Origin of the sequence: Runella aurantiaca (genome assembly GCF_003339505.1) — a bacterium.
Classification (GTDB): Bacteria; Bacteroidota; Bacteroidia; order Cytophagales; family Spirosomataceae; genus Runella; species Runella aurantiaca.
On the sequence record NZ_QPIW01000032.1, the window covers coordinates 1 to 17,451 of the forward strand.

General features: G+C 45.5%; 15 protein-coding genes. 7 read left to right on the forward strand and 8 right to left on the reverse strand.

Features of this window, described 5'->3' with window-relative positions; all coding sequences use genetic code 11:
• The first annotated feature begins 293 nt into the window (after nt 1–293).
• The gene (locus DVG78_RS25540; protein ID WP_114463856.1) at nt 294–1,874 is read left to right on the forward strand and encodes a hypothetical protein; all 1,581 of its coding nucleotides are present in this window, start codon (nt 294–296) and stop codon (nt 1,872–1,874) included.
• A 102-nt stretch (nt 1,875–1,976) separates the two neighbouring features.
• Here DVG78_RS25540 and DVG78_RS25545 read toward each other — a convergent pair whose 3' ends face one another.
• Both DVG78_RS25545 and mdh read right to left on the reverse strand, forming a co-directional pair.
• The gene (locus DVG78_RS25545) at nt 1,977–3,995 is read right to left on the reverse strand and encodes a plastocyanin/azurin family copper-binding protein (protein ID WP_114463857.1); all 2,019 of its coding nucleotides are present in this window, start codon (nt 3,993–3,995) and stop codon (nt 1,977–1,979) included.
• Nucleotides 3,996–4,105: 110 nt separating this feature from the next.
• On the reverse strand, nt 4,106–5,035 hold the full coding sequence (gene mdh / locus DVG78_RS25550; RefSeq protein WP_114068101.1) for a malate dehydrogenase: 930 nt from the start codon (nt 5,033–5,035) through the stop codon (nt 4,106–4,108).
• A 453-nt stretch (nt 5,036–5,488) separates the two neighbouring features.
• Here mdh and DVG78_RS25555 point away from each other — a divergent pair, with 453 nt between their 5' ends.
• Entirely contained in the window at nt 5,489–6,115 is a 627-nt protein-coding gene (locus DVG78_RS25555; protein ID WP_114463858.1) for a Cj0371 family chemotaxis-regulating polar lipoprotein, read from the forward strand.
• 89 nt (nt 6,116–6,204) lie between these two features.
• Nucleotides 6,205–7,377 (forward strand): glutathionylspermidine synthase family protein, encoded by a 1,173-nt coding sequence (locus DVG78_RS25560; RefSeq protein ID WP_114463859.1) that lies wholly within the window; start codon nt 6,205–6,207, stop codon nt 7,375–7,377.
• A 20-nt stretch (nt 7,378–7,397) separates the two neighbouring features.
• Here the strand turns inward: DVG78_RS25560 and DVG78_RS29940 are convergent, their stop codons facing one another.
• The 6 genes from DVG78_RS29940 to DVG78_RS25585 all read right to left on the reverse strand — a co-directional run bounded on the left by DVG78_RS29940 (nt 7,398) and on the right by DVG78_RS25585 (nt 12,843).
• A complete protein-coding gene (locus DVG78_RS29940) occupies nt 7,398–7,652 on the reverse strand; it encodes a hypothetical protein (RefSeq protein WP_147277173.1) in 255 nt (84 codons plus the stop codon).
• 76 nt (nt 7,653–7,728) lie between these two features.
• On the reverse strand, nt 7,729–8,415 hold the full coding sequence (locus tag DVG78_RS25565; protein WP_114463860.1) for an ABC transporter ATP-binding protein: 687 nt from the start codon (nt 8,413–8,415) through the stop codon (nt 7,729–7,731).
• A gap of 42 nt (nt 8,416–8,457) precedes the next feature.
• Entirely contained in the window at nt 8,458–9,714 is a 1,257-nt protein-coding gene (locus DVG78_RS25570) for an ABC transporter permease (protein WP_114463861.1), read from the reverse strand.
• Between the two features lie 6 nt (nt 9,715–9,720).
• A complete protein-coding gene (locus DVG78_RS25575; RefSeq protein WP_114463862.1) occupies nt 9,721–10,149 on the reverse strand; it encodes a hypothetical protein in 429 nt (142 codons plus the stop codon).
• A gap of 229 nt (nt 10,150–10,378) precedes the next feature.
• Complete coding sequence (locus tag DVG78_RS25580) at nt 10,379–11,443, reverse strand: efflux RND transporter periplasmic adaptor subunit (protein WP_310589136.1); 1,065 nt, start codon at nt 11,441–11,443, stop codon at nt 10,379–10,381.
• An 83-nt stretch (nt 11,444–11,526) separates the two neighbouring features.
• The gene (locus DVG78_RS25585) at nt 11,527–12,843 is read right to left on the reverse strand and encodes a TolC family protein (RefSeq protein ID WP_114463864.1); all 1,317 of its coding nucleotides are present in this window, start codon (nt 12,841–12,843) and stop codon (nt 11,527–11,529) included.
• Between the two features lie 213 nt (nt 12,844–13,056).
• Here DVG78_RS25585 and DVG78_RS25590 point away from each other — a divergent pair, with 213 nt between their 5' ends.
• The 4 genes from DVG78_RS25590 to DVG78_RS25605 all read left to right on the forward strand — a co-directional run bounded on the left by DVG78_RS25590 (nt 13,057) and on the right by DVG78_RS25605 (nt 17,451).
• Nucleotides 13,057–13,929: a glycosyltransferase family protein gene (locus DVG78_RS25590; protein ID WP_114463865.1), complete on the forward strand. Its 873-nt coding sequence runs from the start codon at nt 13,057–13,059 to the stop codon at nt 13,927–13,929.
• A gap of 57 nt (nt 13,930–13,986) precedes the next feature.
• Nucleotides 13,987–14,340: a hypothetical protein gene (locus tag DVG78_RS25595; protein ID WP_114463866.1), complete on the forward strand. Its 354-nt coding sequence runs from the start codon at nt 13,987–13,989 to the stop codon at nt 14,338–14,340.
• A 112-nt stretch (nt 14,341–14,452) separates the two neighbouring features.
• On the forward strand, nt 14,453–15,643 hold the full coding sequence (locus DVG78_RS25600; protein WP_114463867.1) for a TolC family protein: 1,191 nt from the start codon (nt 14,453–14,455) through the stop codon (nt 15,641–15,643).
• Complete coding sequence (locus DVG78_RS25605; RefSeq protein WP_114463868.1) at nt 15,640–17,451, forward strand: efflux RND transporter periplasmic adaptor subunit; 1,812 nt, start codon at nt 15,640–15,642, stop codon at nt 17,449–17,451. The genes DVG78_RS25600 and DVG78_RS25605 overlap by 4 nt, the downstream gene beginning before the upstream one ends.

The following is a 17,451-nucleotide window of genomic DNA, read 5'->3' on the forward strand; positions in this document are numbered from 1 at the left end:
TTTTTTGAAGCAATTTAATAACTTCGTCCCTAATGATTTTTTTCATTCTTAAAGGCTGGTTTGATGCTTGGTCGCTTCAAAATTCAGCCTTTTTGTTTTACATAGCAATTATCTTCGGGTACAGTACGAAGAATGAATGATTTTAAAAGATTCTTAAAATTATACAATTAAACGTCATCATTTTCAATCTTTTAAGTAGATTAGTGTAGAAATAAAGCAATTTTTTAGGGAGACGTAAAATCAAAGCCGTAATTTTACGTTTTATTAAATCAGATGAGAATTTAGCTGTTATTATGAAATATTCGGTTCATTTCCTTGTCCTGCTGTTTCTTTTCTCCTATACATTACTCCGAGCGCAGGACAATCGTTCCAGTTTCCAAATCGAAGTCCCTACCGAACCCAATTGGAATTGGGTGTCGGAAGGGAGTCGTTTAGAATTTACTTTAAAAACATCAGGAGGCAAAGGTGACTCGGTGACTTTCGTCATTATGCAAGGGTTGATTGAAGGAATGTCCTTTGATTCAACAGGCCATTTTGCGTGGGTTCCCTCCTACGACTTGGCCGACCGCACCAATACGCAAAAAAACATTCAGGTTATTTTTGAGGCACGAAACAATCAAAACGAAACCACCACACGTTCGGTAGAGCTCAAGGTATTTCACGTCAATCGCCCACCACGGGTCGAAGATTTAAAGCCTTTTTACGTACAAAATCGCACGCAGAATGTTTATAAAATAGACGCCAATGCGCTCAAAGACGATGACAGCGACCCTTTAGTCATCATTCCCGTCGCGGAGACCTTGCCCGAAGGCGCTAAGCTTAGTTCGGCAGGAGAACTCACGTGGCAACCTTCGCTGACGCAGTTTAATAACCTCAAATCAAGCCCGATTTTTATTGATTTTTTTGTGGAAGACCAGCCAGCTAAAGCACGGGCCAAAGGGCGTCTAAAAATTGAGGCTACGCAGATGGATTTGCCACCAAGCATTATTCAGATTCCCAAAGGAGAATATTTTAAGTCCAAAGAAAACGCAACCGTTAATCTTAAGTTTTTCCTGTCTGACCCCAACGGCGATGATGATATTGCCACGTTTGACTTAGTAACCGACAACCCAGAGGTTCCAGCAAGTACGCTGGTACGAAATACGCCTAACCAATACGAGTTTATTTGGACGCCTAATTATGATTTCGTTAAAGACCCCTACGATTCTTTGTCGTTCCACATCACTTTTTTTGTGATTGATAAAGAGCAAAATCGCGATGAGCGTAAAATCAGATTTACAATTCTCAATGCCGTCAATGAAGCCGAAAAAGACCGACAACTCTATGAAATGTACCGGGTGTCGTTGGTAGAAGCTTGGAATCTAGTTACGCAACTCAGTGAGAAAGAGCAAGAACTCAAAAGATCGTACTTAAAAGCCAAAAAAGGAAAAAAGAATCGGTCGATGGTCAACGCAGGCTTAGGCGCAACGACGGGTCTTTCTCCAGCCATCATAAAAACGCCACAAACTAAATCCATTGTATCGGCCGTGGGTGGTACAACGATTGTCACTATCGGAGCCTTAGAAGCAGCCGAGGTCATTGGAAAACCGCTACGCGATTTGTTGGACCGGTACAATTATGTATTGGAAAAGAAAATCGAGATTCAAAATAAAGGCGACGTTTTTGCCCGTGAATATGCCCTCAAAGCAGCGCGCCGTCAGCCAGATTATGCCAAAAAACGCGATGAATTTAAAGCCGCGCTTTCCATCAAAGGGCTAGTAACGCTTGATTTGGATGCTGGTTGGGAAAACAAAAAAGAAGCCACCGATAAGGCTATTGGCCGCGCTTTCAAGGATTTTACACCGTTGGAATCACAGAATCGCGCCCGTCAATAAGTACGAATTACAACAAAAAACGACCTCTAAGCAAGCTTAGAGGTCGTTTTTTGTTACTCAATTGTCAAGTAGTAAAACCCACTGACAATCATCCTATTTTTTTTATTTGGTCACTTTCAACTTGCCTTGCATCAAGGTATGGTGTCCAGGAAATGTACACAGAAAAGTGTAGTCGCCGGGTTCGTTGGGTGCGATAAAATAAATGGCTTCGCTTGTTTCTGGCTGCAAAATATTGGTATGAAACAATACATTTGCTGACTTAGGAACATATTGTAAATCAGACCCTTTCAAACCTAACTTAATGGCAGCTTCGCCGATTGGATTGGCCGTCCCAGGTTTTACAATGACGCAATTGTGAAGCATGTCATCGTTGTTATTGAAGACCCATTTTATCCGGCTTCCCGCTTTTACTTGTACCTGAGTGATGTCAAACTTTAATCCTGGCACTGTACCAAGGGTTATCACTTGGTCGGGACCGTTTGTCCAGTCTGCGGGTTGTTCAACGTTTCTTTTTGCAGTACTTGGCCCTTTGGGCACAGCGGTTGTAGCGGCAGGCATGGTATGCCCACTGTGGGCCGCCATAGAATTATCGGCTGGTTTTGATACACTTACCGTCCATTGAGACGCGGGGATTTTTTCACCTTCTGCAATTTCATTCAGAGTATAGTAACCTACGTTATGTAACAAAGGCAAACCCGCCGCCGACCGAATGCCTTCGGCTTTGATTTCGTGGATATAGCCCAGTTTCAAGCTATCCAACACAATTCTGGCTTTCAAGCCATTGTCCGACACAACAATGTGGCGTATTGCGCGCTCAGAAGCATTGATGATGGGACTTCCGTAGTTGTGGTGATACTTGTAGGTAAACGAATTGAACTGGTACGAGGCTGGATCCTGCGCCGTTTTTTTATCAACGGGCAATGTAAATTCCACTTCAAAACCATCAGGCTTCGAGATAACTTTTTTCATTTCAAAAGGCATTTGCCCAGTCCACACCAACCGTTGGATGCCAAACGGGTCTTTGCCAGTAGCCGACCAACCCCGACTGGTTTGTCCTACAAACATCGAACCATCCAATCCCCAGACCATCCGTAAAATCCCCGACTGAAATCCTTCACGAAAAGGGAAACAGATACCCTGCCAGCGGCCTTTTACTTTTTCAAGCATCACCCGCATGATTTTACTGTGGCCTTGGTCTCCCACAAACAATTGCCCTTCAAAAGGCCCAAAGGCCCCTTTTGTCATATCCTCTGTAATGTCTGACGTTGAAATTCCCATCAGCGTATGCGGAAACCAAACCGCAGGCGCTTTCAGGCCCGGCACTCGTTTAGCAACATCATACAAAGGCTCGCCCGTATCAGGGATGTCTTTCATGGTCAATTTTACAGGGGATTCGGGGTCCTGACTCCAAACAAGCCCTTCGGGATTACCAGCAAAATCTCCTGTTTCTAAGTGCGTCATGCGGCCAGACCCAACCCAATCACCTTGGTTTTCGGTATAAAACATGTCACCGTTTTGTAGCGCAATATAGCCTGCGGGAGAGCGCAAGCCCGTGGCAATGGGCTTCATATTGGCTTTATCGTCGAACTTCAATAACCAGCCACGCCACTTTGCCAAACTCGCTCCGTGGCCAATCCAGTCCAAATTGAGCGTAACCAGCAAATCACCGTTGGGAGCCAATACTGGGCCATACGAATATTCGTGGTAATTGCCCGACAAAGGCCATTTGTAAAACGACTCGTAGACATCGGCAACCCCGTCGCCATCTGAATCCACCAAATGCGTAATTTCTCCCCGCTGCGAAAGCAAAAAGGAGCCATCTGGACGGTACAGGAGGCCCAATGGCTCGTGCAAACCGTGCGCAAAACGCTTGTAAGTAGGTTGTCCTGAACCTTTTAGATAGGGATTATTAATCATCCAAACTTCTCCACGACGGGTAGAGGCGGCCAAGCGGCCATCAGGTAATACTGACAAGCCTCCGACTTCCAATTGGACATTTTCGGGAATGGGAAGTGTGACAATTCGATAATAATCTTCTTCGGTCATGGGACGGTTCTGCGCCTGACCCACGAGTGCCGAAGCAAACGACAGAATGAATGAATATAAAACGATTTTTTTCATGAACACCAACCTTGTTTTAACTGATAAAGACCACTTAGCCCTGCTTTTACCCAAAAGAAAAGCGAGGTACACAAGGCGCCCCGCTTTTCTTTGTAAGAACTTAACGTCAATTACATCGTTGAAAGTACGTTGTTCATCGTGCGAACAGCATCGGCCGATTTGGCAAACGTTGCTTTTTCAGCTTCGCTCAAGCGTAGGCTGATGATTTTTTCCCAGCCACCAGCACCGATTACTACTGGAACACCTAAGCAAATGTCTTTTTGGCCATATTCGCCATTAAGATATACTGAACAAGGGAAAATGCGCTTTTGGTCACGAACGATGCTTTCTACCAACGTAGCTACCGCCGCACCTGGGGCGTACCAAGCTGAAGTACCAATCAATTTAGTTAGGGTAGCACCGCCCACCATAGTGTCGGCGGCTACTTGCTGTAGTTTTTCTTCGGATAAAAAACGGCTTACCGGAATACCGTTGTAGGTAGCCAAACGGGTCAAAGGAATCATGGTAGTGTCACCGTGACCACCGATTACCATTCCGTGAAGGTCGTTGGGAGATACGTTCATCGCCATTGATAAGTAGGTTTTGAAACGTGCGCTGTCCAAAATACCACCCATTCCGATGATGCGTTTTTTTGGCAATCCCAATTCTTTAAATGCCAAGTAGGTCATAGTATCCATTGGGTTGGAAACAATGATGATGATGGCTTTAGGCGAATATTTCAGAATATTTTCGGCAACTCCCTTTACGATACCCGCGTTGATGCCAATGAGTTCTTCGCGCGTCATACCGGGCTTGCGCGGAATTCCTGAAGTGATTACTACTACTTCCGAACCTTTGGTTTTTTCGTAGTCGTTGGTCGAACCAGTGATTTTGGTATCGAATCCGTTCAAAGTAGCGGTTTGAAACATATCAAGGGCTTTTCCTTCCGACAAGCCTTCTTTGATGTCGAGCAATACTACTTCCTGAGCCAACTGACGGCGAGCGATGTTGTCAGCGCAGGTTGCGCCTACTGCCCCTGCTCCTACTACGGTAATTTTCATTGGGATTATGAATTTATTGGTGAATTAACGTTTTTTTTAAACCGGCCGTAAATATAGGGCGAAAACCTTTTAAAGCTACTCTTAAAGGCATTTTTAATGCTAAAAACATATAGTGAAGCGGTAGTTAGGAGTTTATAGAGCAAACTTCTTGACTTAGGTAAGTGATAGTTTGAAACAGGATTTCCTAAGCTCTCCAAAGGAACCATGCGTCTGACGGTTCTGAACCGTCGGACAGCATGATGCTGCATCTGGCTGCCTGAGCGCCCCCGTTAAAACTGTCGGATACATTCTTCCTTTTACCGTTCATCCAAGTTTTACAAGAGTGACTTTAATTAAAAAGGCTGCTCATCCGATTTCATTGGTGGCCTTTAAATCAATACCTTACCTTTACGTTACCTTTTTCAGCCATGAAACACTAACTTTATCGTTGATTATCAAACAACCTTTACACACATGACACCTAAACGTCAAGGGGCCGTCGTCAAGACTGTCAAAGACATTACAATCGGCGCTGCCCTGACGGTGGCGTTATTGAACGGAGGAATGATGCTCCAAAGCTGCAGCAGTTCCGACGACGAACAAAAGCAACAGGAAGCCCCTTTTAAAGGGCGTCCCGTGAGGACTTACATCACGGAAATGAAACCCGGTGAGTATAAAATCACGGACGAAGTAGCCGTCAGCAGTGATAAAGAAGCGGGCGCCATAGTTCGTTATGTGGACGGGCGACGCGACACGCTCACCGTGGCGGAAGCACAAAGATTGGTCAAAACCGACTCGACCACCCGCGATTATTACAACAATCCCAATCACTACCATTCGCATCATCACCACAGCAGTTCGTTATCAAATGCCTTGCTATGGGGCGGTATGGGGTACATGTTGGGTCGGAATAATAATTCTCAATTCTATAACGAAGGGCGCGAACGGCAATACAGCTCTGGCGCTTATGCCAACTCTTCCGTTTATCAGCGTTCGGCTGGTATTCACGAAAGCTACCACAGCCACCGCAAAAGCGTAGCCGCGCGTCCGAGCAGCAGCCGCAGTGGATTTTTCAGCCGCAGTCGCAGTTCTGGGAGTTAATTTTTTATTCAGGCAAAGAGGCATAAGATGCAGAGACGCAAAAACACTGCGACTTAGCGGCTCTGCGTGAACTTACATTTGATAAAAAAATGATCAACACAAGATATTTGAATAACAGTCCAGAAACCCAACTGCGCAATGTAGGCTGGGATTGGATGCTCGGGGCTGATACGTTACCTTATCTGACCAACGAGGCGGTCACGGTGAAGACCTACGAAGCAGACGCTTATTACAACGCCGCCAACGAACTGTATGAGATTTATGCAGAGGCCGCTCAACACGCCATTGACCGCAATCTGTGGAAGGAAATGGGCATACCTGAAAGTCTCATTGAATTGATAAAACTGACGTGGGAAGACGACCGTCATTGGCACATCTATGGGCGTTTTGACTTGGCCGGAGGCGTAAGCAGAGAACCCATCAAACTCATTGAATTCAACGCCGACACTGCTACCTGCATTCCCGAAACGGCCGTGGTGCAATGGGCGCACCTCAAGGCCAATCACATGGATGAAAGCAAGCAGTTCAACAATGTGTATGAGGCATTGAAAGAGCAGTTTGCCGAGCTTCGCCGCCGCAATATGCACCTGACGCCCACGCTGCTGTTCTCAACTATGCGCGACGCTCCCGAAGACGACACCAACGTAGCAGTACTCGGTGAAGCCGCTCGTGAAGCAGGGTTTGACGTAGAATTTAGCTACATGGACGAAGTGGAATTTACGGCCACCGAAGGAATTTTCAAGCAAAATCCCAAAAACGGCAAGTTTGAGCAATTTGACTTTTGGTTTAAGCTCGTACCCTGGGAATACATCGGCTACGACGAACCTGAATTGGCGGAATTACTGACAAAAATCGTTAAAAACGGCAAAGCGGTCATCATCAATCCGGCATATACATTGCTGTTCCAATCAAAATATATCTTGAAATTGTTGTGGGATTTGTACCCCAATCACCCTCTTTTGTTGCCCACTACGGCACAGCCGCTTCCCAATAAAGTAAGCGTAGAAAAAGTGCTCTTTGGCCGCGAAGGTGCCAATGTACGCATTCTGGAAACCAACGGCACGGTCATCACGGCCGCCGACGGCGACTACGGGGATTATGAAAAAATCTATCAGGAATACGTAGAGTTCCCACGCGACGCCCTCGGCCAGCGCTACCAAGCGGGCGTATTTTGGGCGGGCGACGCCTGCGGGTTAGGCTATCGTCGCGGTGGAAAAATCATTGACAATACGGCGCAGTTTGTGGGGCATTTGGTGGAGTGAAGAAGCTGAACGAAAAGGAATCAGGCCGCAGCAGCGAGCGTAATTTTAACCAGCAGTTGAGAAGCCAATGAGGGCAATTTCAAAAAACAGCGAGTGAATTCTGCTCGAAGCAGGGATTGTTCGGCAAGGGAAAGCGTAGCAATTTCCTGCCATAACTTTTGAGTTAATACATCTTTTTCAGCTTCCGTGTCAGCCATCAGATAAAGCGTAAAAAAAGTAGAATCGTCGGTTAAACGATTGACGAATTCCCTAACTTTTGCGTATTTATTAAGCATTTTTAGTCTCGTTTTAGCAGTTCATCAATTTCATTGGCTCTGTATTTACTTGAAAATTAAGCCAGTATCGGCAAGCTCACCTCCCCCCGCTCACAATCTTCCCATCCGACATTTCAATGATCCGATCGCCGCCTTTGGCGAAGTCGGGGTCGTGGGTGACGGTGATGATGGTTTGGTGGTTTTCGTGGGAGATTTTACGAAAAATATCAAAGACTAGATTTGAATTTGCTTTGTCGAGGTTGCCCGTCGGCTCGTCGCCCATGATGATGGTCGGGTCGTTGATGAGCGCGCGGGCAATGGCTACGCGTTGCTGCTGTCCGCCCGACAGTTTGGAAGATTGCTTGCGGGCGTAGTCTTCCATGTTGACCAGTTTTAGTTTTTCGTAGGCGCGGGCTTCAATCTCTTTGGTGCTGTATTTTCCCAGTTTTTGCGCTGGCAACATCACATTCTGTAATACGGTAAACTCAGCCAACAAAAAGTGAAACTGAAACACAAACCCCAGATGCTCATTGCGAAAGTCGGCAAGGCGGTCTTGACTGAGGCCCGTAAGGCGACTGCCATTCATTTCCAGATTGCCTTCGTAGTCGGTATCCATGGTCGAAAGGATATACAGCAATGTAGACTTGCCGCAACCAGATTTACCAACGATTGACAAAAACTCCCCTTTTTTCACTTCAAAGTTGACATTCTCCAACACCTGAAACTTTTCTGGCTCGTAGAAATATTTGTTGATATGGCTGGCTTGAAGAACCGTATTGCTCATGGTTAGTGTTGTTTGTTGCTACGCAGACACAGAAAAAAACAATTACCCTCTCAATATCGCTACTGGATCAATTTTAGAGGCTTTTTTGGAAGGGAAATACCCCGCTAAAATGGTCGTAATCAAGCCAAAAGCCAATCCCATCACGTAATATTCGACGCGAAAAACCACGGGAAATGTTTTGAGGCTAATCATATCGCCCGTTTCAAACGGGGAAATGGACAAAAGATAGCTGATACCGAATCCAATAACCAACCCCAACAATCCTCCCGCCAAGCCAATGATGATGGCTTGCAACAGGAATACCGCCACCACATCTTTGCCACCAAAACCCGTCGCTTTCAGAATGGCAATGTCTTTGAGTTTGTTAATGACGTTCATGTTCATAATATTATAAATCCCAAAACCTGCCACCACCAGCAGCGTCATGGACACCACAAACGTCATGACGTTACGGATTTTCTCTCCCGCCAAAATAGCCTGATTGGCCGTAGACCAATCTTCGGTGTAGGTATTGAATTGCTTGCTGAGGGTTTTGCCAAAGGCAATGGCCTGCAAGGGGTCGTCCATTTTAATGTGAATATCGGTGATATAACTTGCGTCTTTTCCGAGTATCTCCTGCACCGTGCTGATGCTTGTATAGCAGCGAATATTGTCGACCGTGCCAATGCCAAATCCAAACGTACCGACCACGCGTAAGGTGATATTGCCGCCAAGCGGTGTCGTTACGCTTACTTTATCCCCTACTTTTACATTCAGCTTTCGGGCCAACGTAGCTCCTAACACAATGCCATTGGGATTGGCCAAAAGCGACTTAAAACTGCCCGTTTTTATCCGGCTGTCGAGGTTATACAATCGGTTTTCGCGCGGGTAATCAATCCCCGCAATGACGCCCGAAATCTGAATGGGGCCATTGTTGAAAAATGCCTGCGAACTTACCTCTGGCGAAACGCCCAACACGCCCGGCATTTGCTCAATCATGCTCACCATTTGTAGCCCGTTTTTGATGCGGGTCAGTTGTTGTTTGGGTTTTTGGTGATAGACAATGTTCATTTGGTCGTCACCATTTTCAACCGCATCAAGGATGCTGGGCCGCTGGGTGTTGACATCGTTGTAAATCCGTACGTGTGGACTGGCATCCAGCGCGGAATCTTCCAAAAATTGGTTGACACCCTGCATAAAGCTGATCATGACGATAAACATCGCTATCCCAAACGTGACGCCCAACATGGCCACCAACGTTTGGCGTTTTTTGGCTAAAAGGTGGGTTTTAGCGATTTGGAAGGAGAGACTAAGGTTCATAGTTTTCTAAAATTTTTCATTGCATCTTTCTTTCCAAAACTCTTCTACTTCAATCAGCAAATATCCGCGCTCTTGGGCGATAATTTCCATGCCTTCGATGATGGTTTGGTAATCATTGTAGGTCACAATGTCTTTTACTTTTTGCCGATAATGGGTCTTCTCCAAAATATCACGGCGGTCTTTGTAGGCATCTTCAATGCCTTCCCACAAACCATTATCCACCAAAGGATGAATCCATTTTATCAAATCGGGGCGACCAAAACCTGCTATATTAACCGTAGTTTTTAAAAAATAATTGAGCACTTTAGCGGCCCATCCTACGGACAAATTCGGCTTTTCGATAATCATTTCGAGCACCGTTTGCCGATGCCAATTCTCAAACTCATGTTTTGTGATTGGTTGTTCTCCGTCAAATATTTGAGTATAGTCGGGCATTGCTCTTTCGATTTTTTAATGGTATTCTGCCAAAAGCTGTTCTAAATTTTTCAATTCGCGATAAGCCTATAGTGAGGCTGCCTACCCGAAACTCACCAGAATATTTTCACCTTTTTCCGTTAACATTTCTCCGTCTATCCTTACTTCCCTTTTTCGGGCGCATCGGCGCTCCGATTTACATTTCTCGGTTTTACATTTTTCAGTTTTACACCGCGAGGGCGGTTTATCGTTACTCTTTCACCAACACACTCTTGTCCGTCAATCCGCCTTTTACTTCTACCAATTCAAAGTTTTCGGCTCCTTTTTGCACTTTTATCTTTTTCTTTTCTTTGCCTTCTTCAATCCACACGCTGTCTTTCCCCACCATATATGCCTTGGGAATGGTCAGTGCTTTAGGGTTTTTGGAAATAACGATGTTGGCTTCAACCGTCAGGCCGTAATAGGCCGAGGGGCTTTCGCCCACAAAATCGGCATCGACCCTAAACGACTGGTCTACTTTGTTGAGTTTTGGATAAATCTTGGTGACTTTGGCTTTAAACACTTTTTCGCCATAAGCATCCATCTTAATCAATACTTCCTGCCCCTCTTTGAGTTTTGAAAAATCTGTTTCATCCACGGCTAATTGTAAATACACTTCGTTGGGATTTCCCAACAGCGCAATGGCTTCACCTTTACGGACCAATTCTCCCACTTTTTTATACACTTCATACACCCGCGCCGACTCAATGCTCCGAATCCGATAATTATCTCCTTCGCGGGCATTCACCCGAAAATTGGAACGTGTGTTTTGTAAATCTACATACAATTGGCTCTTGGTCCGTGCCAACGCTTTTTGGCGGGCTGCCAAGTCATTTTTGGATGTACGATAGGCCAGTTCTACCCGTTCGAGGTCGGCTTTAGCGGTTGCATTTTGGTCGTATAATGCTTTGTAACGAAAATAATTAACAGAATCATTTTCAAGTTTTGTGCGGACGCTACGCAAAGCGGCTTCCAATTCGGCCAAAATCGGTGAGTTATCAGCATAATTGGCTTCGGCTTGTCGGTAAATATTGGCTGCTGCCTCGGCGCGGGCATCCTGTGAGAGGCTTTCTAGCGTAAATAACAATTGATTTCCTTTCACTACATCTCCTTCATTGACCGACTGCTGCTGCAAATACCCATCGGCATTGGCCACGACTTTGTACTCATTTTTCGGAAACACGTTCCCAGAAGCATAGACTGCTTCGGTAAGGTCTTTATAGGTTGGAGAGGCGGTTTCAGTTTTAGAGTTGCAGGAAGTAAGCAAAAGAGCCATCGCCAACATTATAGAGGTCGTTTCACAGATCCTTTCAGGAGGACAAAAAGGTATTTTTTTCATTTTCTTTTCAAGTCTAATCATCAATATGAACTTCTGATTTCCAACAGTTTACCATTAATCATCACATCTGCTAGCGTGCGGAGGTACTTGTTCTGGGCGTTGAGCGCTTCATTAAATACGTTGAGGTATTGGTCATAGCTCAGGATGCCACCTCTGTATTTAATGAGCACTAATTTCATATTCTCCTCATTCAGTTGGTACGCTTCCTGATTGATTTTGAGCGAATTAAGCGATTGATTGTACGTAATGAGCAAATCCTGCGTTTCGGAATCATACTTGCGTTTTTCGTTGTCAAGTTGCAATTGGGCAATTTCAGCATTGACCCGAGCGCGGGCAATGCCGCTTTCCCGAATCCGTCCGCTGTAAATCGGTGCTTCAAAACGCAGCCCCGCTACGCCAATTCCAAACCATTTTTCATTGAAATTCAGAAAATTCAATTGGTTGCGTTGCGCCTGCTCAGAATAACGGGCATAAGCCGAAAGCGTTGGCAATCGGAGCTTTTGCTCTTTTTTAACCTGCTCTTTGGCCAACGAAAACTGCGCCGCCCGGAGCTGTAGGCGGGGCACCTCATTGCTGGAGGGAAGTTCGCCCCCCTTTTCCTTGAAGGAGACGGGATTGGGAGATGAGGTTATCACCGTGGCAGTTGAATCTCCCAGCACCAATCTCAATTGATTTAGATTCTTTTGGTAGGCCATTTCATTTTGGTGAAGTACATCTTCGATGGCCAAACGCGTAGAGCGTACACGATTGTATTCGAGTTGGTCAATCAGGCCTTTTTCTTTACGCTCCGCAACTATACGAGCAATGCTGTCGGTATTGGCAAGATTTTGTTGGGTAATGGTAATGTATTGCTGGGTAAACACCGTCGCAAAATACAGCCGTGCGACTTGCGTGCTGAGGTCGTCTTGCAAGACTAGAGTTTGTAAAATACCGATTTTTTGGTTGGCTTTGGCAATCTCTACCTCTTGTTTCAAGCCCGCATTCCAAAGAGGAACATTTCCTTCTAGGCCTGCCGTGAGGTTGAACGGAACACCGAATTGAATACTGCGAAACTCCCCTTCTCTACCACCAAAAAACTGCGCGGGTATCAACTGCGTAGGTAAAACAAAATTATAATCAAAAGCGGTCGTAAATTTTAACTGCGGCAATCGGACGCCTTTGGCCGCCGTCACATTCCACTGCTGTACCTGAGCGGTTTGTCGTGAAATTTGAAGGTCTAGGTTACTTTTTCGGGCGAGTTCAATCGCTTCATTTACATCCTTAATAACGGTTTGGCTAAAAATAGGATGCGAGAACGAGAGAATGAGAATATAAACCAGCGTTTTCTTTTTCATCATGCTGTATGAACTAGGTTCCTAATAGAATGGCAATGATTACGATTCAAAACAACATAACCTATGACTAATATCAAAGTCAAGGTTTTTGAAGCGGACAAAAAGCGCCATAAAACGGAAGAAAGCCCTTACCTTTGTGTACCACATATCTTACGCGTTTTTCGTCAACCACCCCCGAATTTTTCTGGTTAACGGAAAACAGACAACCGAAACAAAATGCACGTTACAGGCTTTACTTTTATTCGCAATGCCGTCAAATTTGACTTCCCGATTGTTGAAGCAATTACGTCTATTTTACCTATCTGTGATGAATTTGTGGTAGCCGTCGGAAAAAGTGAAGATGAAACCCTGCAACTCATTCAAGAAATAGACCCCGTAAAAATTCGAATCATTGAAACAATCTGGAACGAATCGTTGCGGGAAGGCGGGACGGTCTACGCCAAAGAAACCGACAAGGCTTTTCAGGCAATTTCCCAAAAATCAGACTGGGCATTTTATATTCAGGGCGACGAAGTAATTCACGAAAAAGACCTTCCAGCCATCAAAACCGCCATGCAACGCTGGAAAGATGACGACAACGTTGACGGTCTTTTGTTTAAGTACATCCACTTTTATGGTTCATACGATTACGTGGGCGACTCGCCCCAATGGTACCGCCACGAAATACGCATTGTCAAAAACAACAAAAACATCTATTCATACCGCGATGCGCAAGGGTTTCGAAAAAACGACAACCAAAAGCTGCGCGTCAAGCCCATTGAAGCGAGTGTTTATCATTACGGCTGGGTGAAAGACCCGCGTGTGATGCAGCAAAAACACCTTCATATTCATAAATATTGGCATCCAGGCGACCCCGAAAAGCACATAAAAGTCTCCTCGGAGGGTTTTGATTATTCACAAATTGATTCTCTGGCCAAATTTACGGGTACGCACCCCCACATAATGCAAGCGCGGTTGAAGCGACAAAATTGGCAGTTCAGCCACGACATTTCTCATAAAAACCTGAGCCTAAAATACCGACTGAAACTTTGGGTCGCCAAACTGACGGGCTGGTACATTGGTGAATACAAGAATTATAAAGTGGTGTAGTCCAATGATTTTTAACTTGAAACCCTGTTGCACCCGTTTTTTATTTAAACTTGCCTCATGAAATGGTTTTCACTCTTTTGGGCAAGCTATCTGGTGATTTTGTCGTGCATTCCCTGCACGCATCACCACGATTTGCATATAATTCCCGATAGAGAAACGATTTCTCACCACGCATCACACGACGACGAAAACGACCATAACGAGGATGACAATGAACACCATCACGTTTGTTCTCCTTTTTGCCAGTGTACCTGCAATGGCGGTTTTACGGTTCCTACGCCTCATTTCGAACTTCAAATAATACCGCTGATTTGCTCAGCCCAAACGCGTGTTTTTAGCAATCAATCTTCTTATACACCAAGCCTTTTTGCTGCCATCTGGCAACCGCCCAAATTGCCAGTACAGGGATAATTATGCCCTTTTTTCGCTGAATTCAATTCATTTCATCTGATTTTGAGGAAAAATACCTCCTCATTGAAGTACGAACCAACGCGCTCCTTGGGATTGGAGTTGCTTTTTTTCAATGAAACACTATTGGCAAAAATCCATTCTTGCTTTTGGATTGATAATGCAATTCAGCCCTCTAATTATTGGGCAAGTCAGGCTCTCCGCTGAGGAGGCCGTCAATCTCGCTTTGCAGAAAAATCCAGCAATCAAAGCCTCGGCATTGGCTGTGGAGCGCAACGAACAGCTATTGGGCGCAACCCGTAACGTTCCAAATCCTGACCTAACGTTTGATAGTCCAACGGGTGTTTTTTATACCATTGGGGTTCAGCAATCGTTTCGCTTTCCTACGGTGTACGGCCGTCAATATCAACAACAGCAGCAGCAAATACTGTTGTCCCAAAAAGAACAGGTCATTACGGCCAATGACCTTAAATACCGCGTCCATACCATTTATTCCGCTATCCAATCGGCCGAAGCTTATCAACGGCAACTGCTTTCTCAAGACAGCTTGTACACCCAAATCAGCCAAGCGGCACAACGTAACTTTGATGCGGGAACCATTGATAAACTGGCACTTCTATATGCCCAAACGCAGGCCGCAGAGGTAAAAAGTCAGGCGCGAACTGCGGGTTTTCGAGTTTTGAGTCAGAAAAAACAATTAGAGATTTTAATGGGAATCTCGCTTTCTGCTTCTGTATTCACGCCTTTAGCAAAACTTCCATCTCCCGCATTGGATACCTCAACCATTGTCCAAAACCCAACAGTTCAGGTGGCACAGCAATGGGAAAACGTAACTCAAAAAGCCGTTGAAGTGGAGCGCGCCAATGCCCTCCCAGGTTTTATGGTAGGGTATTATAACCAAGGCACGCAAGAAGCCGCTTTCGGATTACGCTGGCGGGCAGGAATCAGCCTTCCGCTGTGGGCAGGACAATATAAAAGCCGCATCAATGCCGCGCAAACCGAGCAACAGATGGCCCGCCAAAACACCGAAGTGCAAAAACAAACGGTTAGCTCGGCATTGCAACAGGCGCAAGATGACCTGATTTCATCCGCCAATTCTCTGACTTTTTACGAAACCATTGCTTTGGGCCAAGCCGACGCGATTATAGACATAGCAAGGCGTTTTTTTGAAAATGGCCAAACCGACTACACCAATTTTTTACGCACTACCAACGACGCATACGCCATCAAACTACGCTATTTGGAAGCCTTACAAAATTATAATCAAGCAGTATTGGCCATTCATTATTTGACCGGAAACTTATGAAACAGATACTAAAAAAAGCAATGGGAATAGGGAACACGGAACACGGAGACATGTTCTTATCCAAAGTATATCCAAACTTCCACCAAAAATATACATGGTTGCTAATCCTCGTATTTATTACCCAATCCTTCCTGCTTACTGCTGCTTACGCCCAACACGACCATGACCACGGTGACGGCGGCCACAGCCACGGCGAAGAAACGGCAAAGACAGAAGAGGTAAAATTACAGAAATCTGAAGCAGTTTCAGGTAAGTATGAAGCAGTGCTGAAATACGAACACCTTCATGCTGGCGAAGCCGAAAAAATGACCCTTTATCTCGCCGACCCTACCACCAATCAAGCCATTGCGGGCGCATCATTGAAATTGACGACCTCATTGGACAGCAAAGCCAAATTTGATATTATCCCCAAAGAATCAGGAGTTTACGAAATATCTGCCACTTTCTCGCGCGATAGAACTTTTACGTTAACGTTGGCCATCAACGGCACTAATGGCACTGAAATACTTCTTTTGAAAGGAATCAGAGTAGGCCATGATGAAGATGCTCATGTCCACAATGAAGCCAACGGATGGCAGGTAGCCTTGGGAAATTGGCAAACTTGGGGCATCTTTGGCGGCGGTCTTTTGGTAGGGTTAGGGGTCATGTTTTTGGTCATGAAAAGCCGAAATCGGACATTATTTGTCATTCTGATTTTAGGATTTTGTCTTTTTCCTCTCGCCAATTATCAGCCTGTTTCTGCCCAACACGACCATGACCATGAGGGAGAAAATACCCATCAGGCCAATGCAACGTTGACCGATGTATTTGAAGTACCGAAAGAAACCCAATTTTTGTTTGAAGTGTTGACCCAACCAGTCAGCGCGGGTGGTTTTGTTCCTACTACGCAGCTCAACGGCACAGTTATTCCTTCTTCCACGGGGCTGGCCGTGGTACAGCCTCCCCAACCCGGGCGAATCATTTCGCTAAATGTGCGGGTAGGCCAAAAAGTAACTAAAGGCCAAACCTTAGCCATCATAGAACAGACTTTGGACGCAACAGCATTGGTAGGCCTCCAAGTGGAGCGCAATACCCTTGAAGCCGAGCTTTCTGTGGCCCAACGAGAATATGACCGCCTCAAAAAAATCGAAGACATTGCCACTAAGCGTGAGGTATCAGAAGCCACTGCACGCTTGCAAAAAGCACAGGAAAATCTCAAAGTGTTCAACGACATTGCCCAAGGCGGCAAAGGTACCCATCGTCGCTTTCCGCTCGTTGCGCCCATTAGCGGGCTGGTATCGCCCTTTAGTGTCGCTATCGGCTCTACCGTTGGGATGGGAGATACAGTTTTTCAACTGACCAACTTAGCCAAAGTGTACGTGGAAGCACAGCTATTTGAACGCGATGCTGAGAGCCTACTCTCCGCAACTGGCTACGAAGTTATCTGTCAACGGGAGGCAGGCCAACACCGTACAACCCGCGTGCGACTATTATCCGCCGCACAGTCGGTCAACGCCAATCAGTCCCAAAAAGCACTTTTTGAAGTTGAAAATCCTGAGGGTGATTTTAAAATTGGCGAGTTTGTGTCGATTCGAATTCAGGAGAAAGCAAATGGGAACACTTTAGCACTGCCCAATTCGGCTCTAAGTCAAGTCAACGGAAAACCCTGTGTTTTTATCAAAGAATCCCCAGAAAATTACCGAATTCAATACGTAGCCACTGGCCCTAACAACGGTGACTTTACGACCATTCTAAAAGGCATCAACAACGGCGATAAAGTAGTGGTGGCTTCGGCCTATCAATTAAAAATGATCTTTATAAATCGGTAA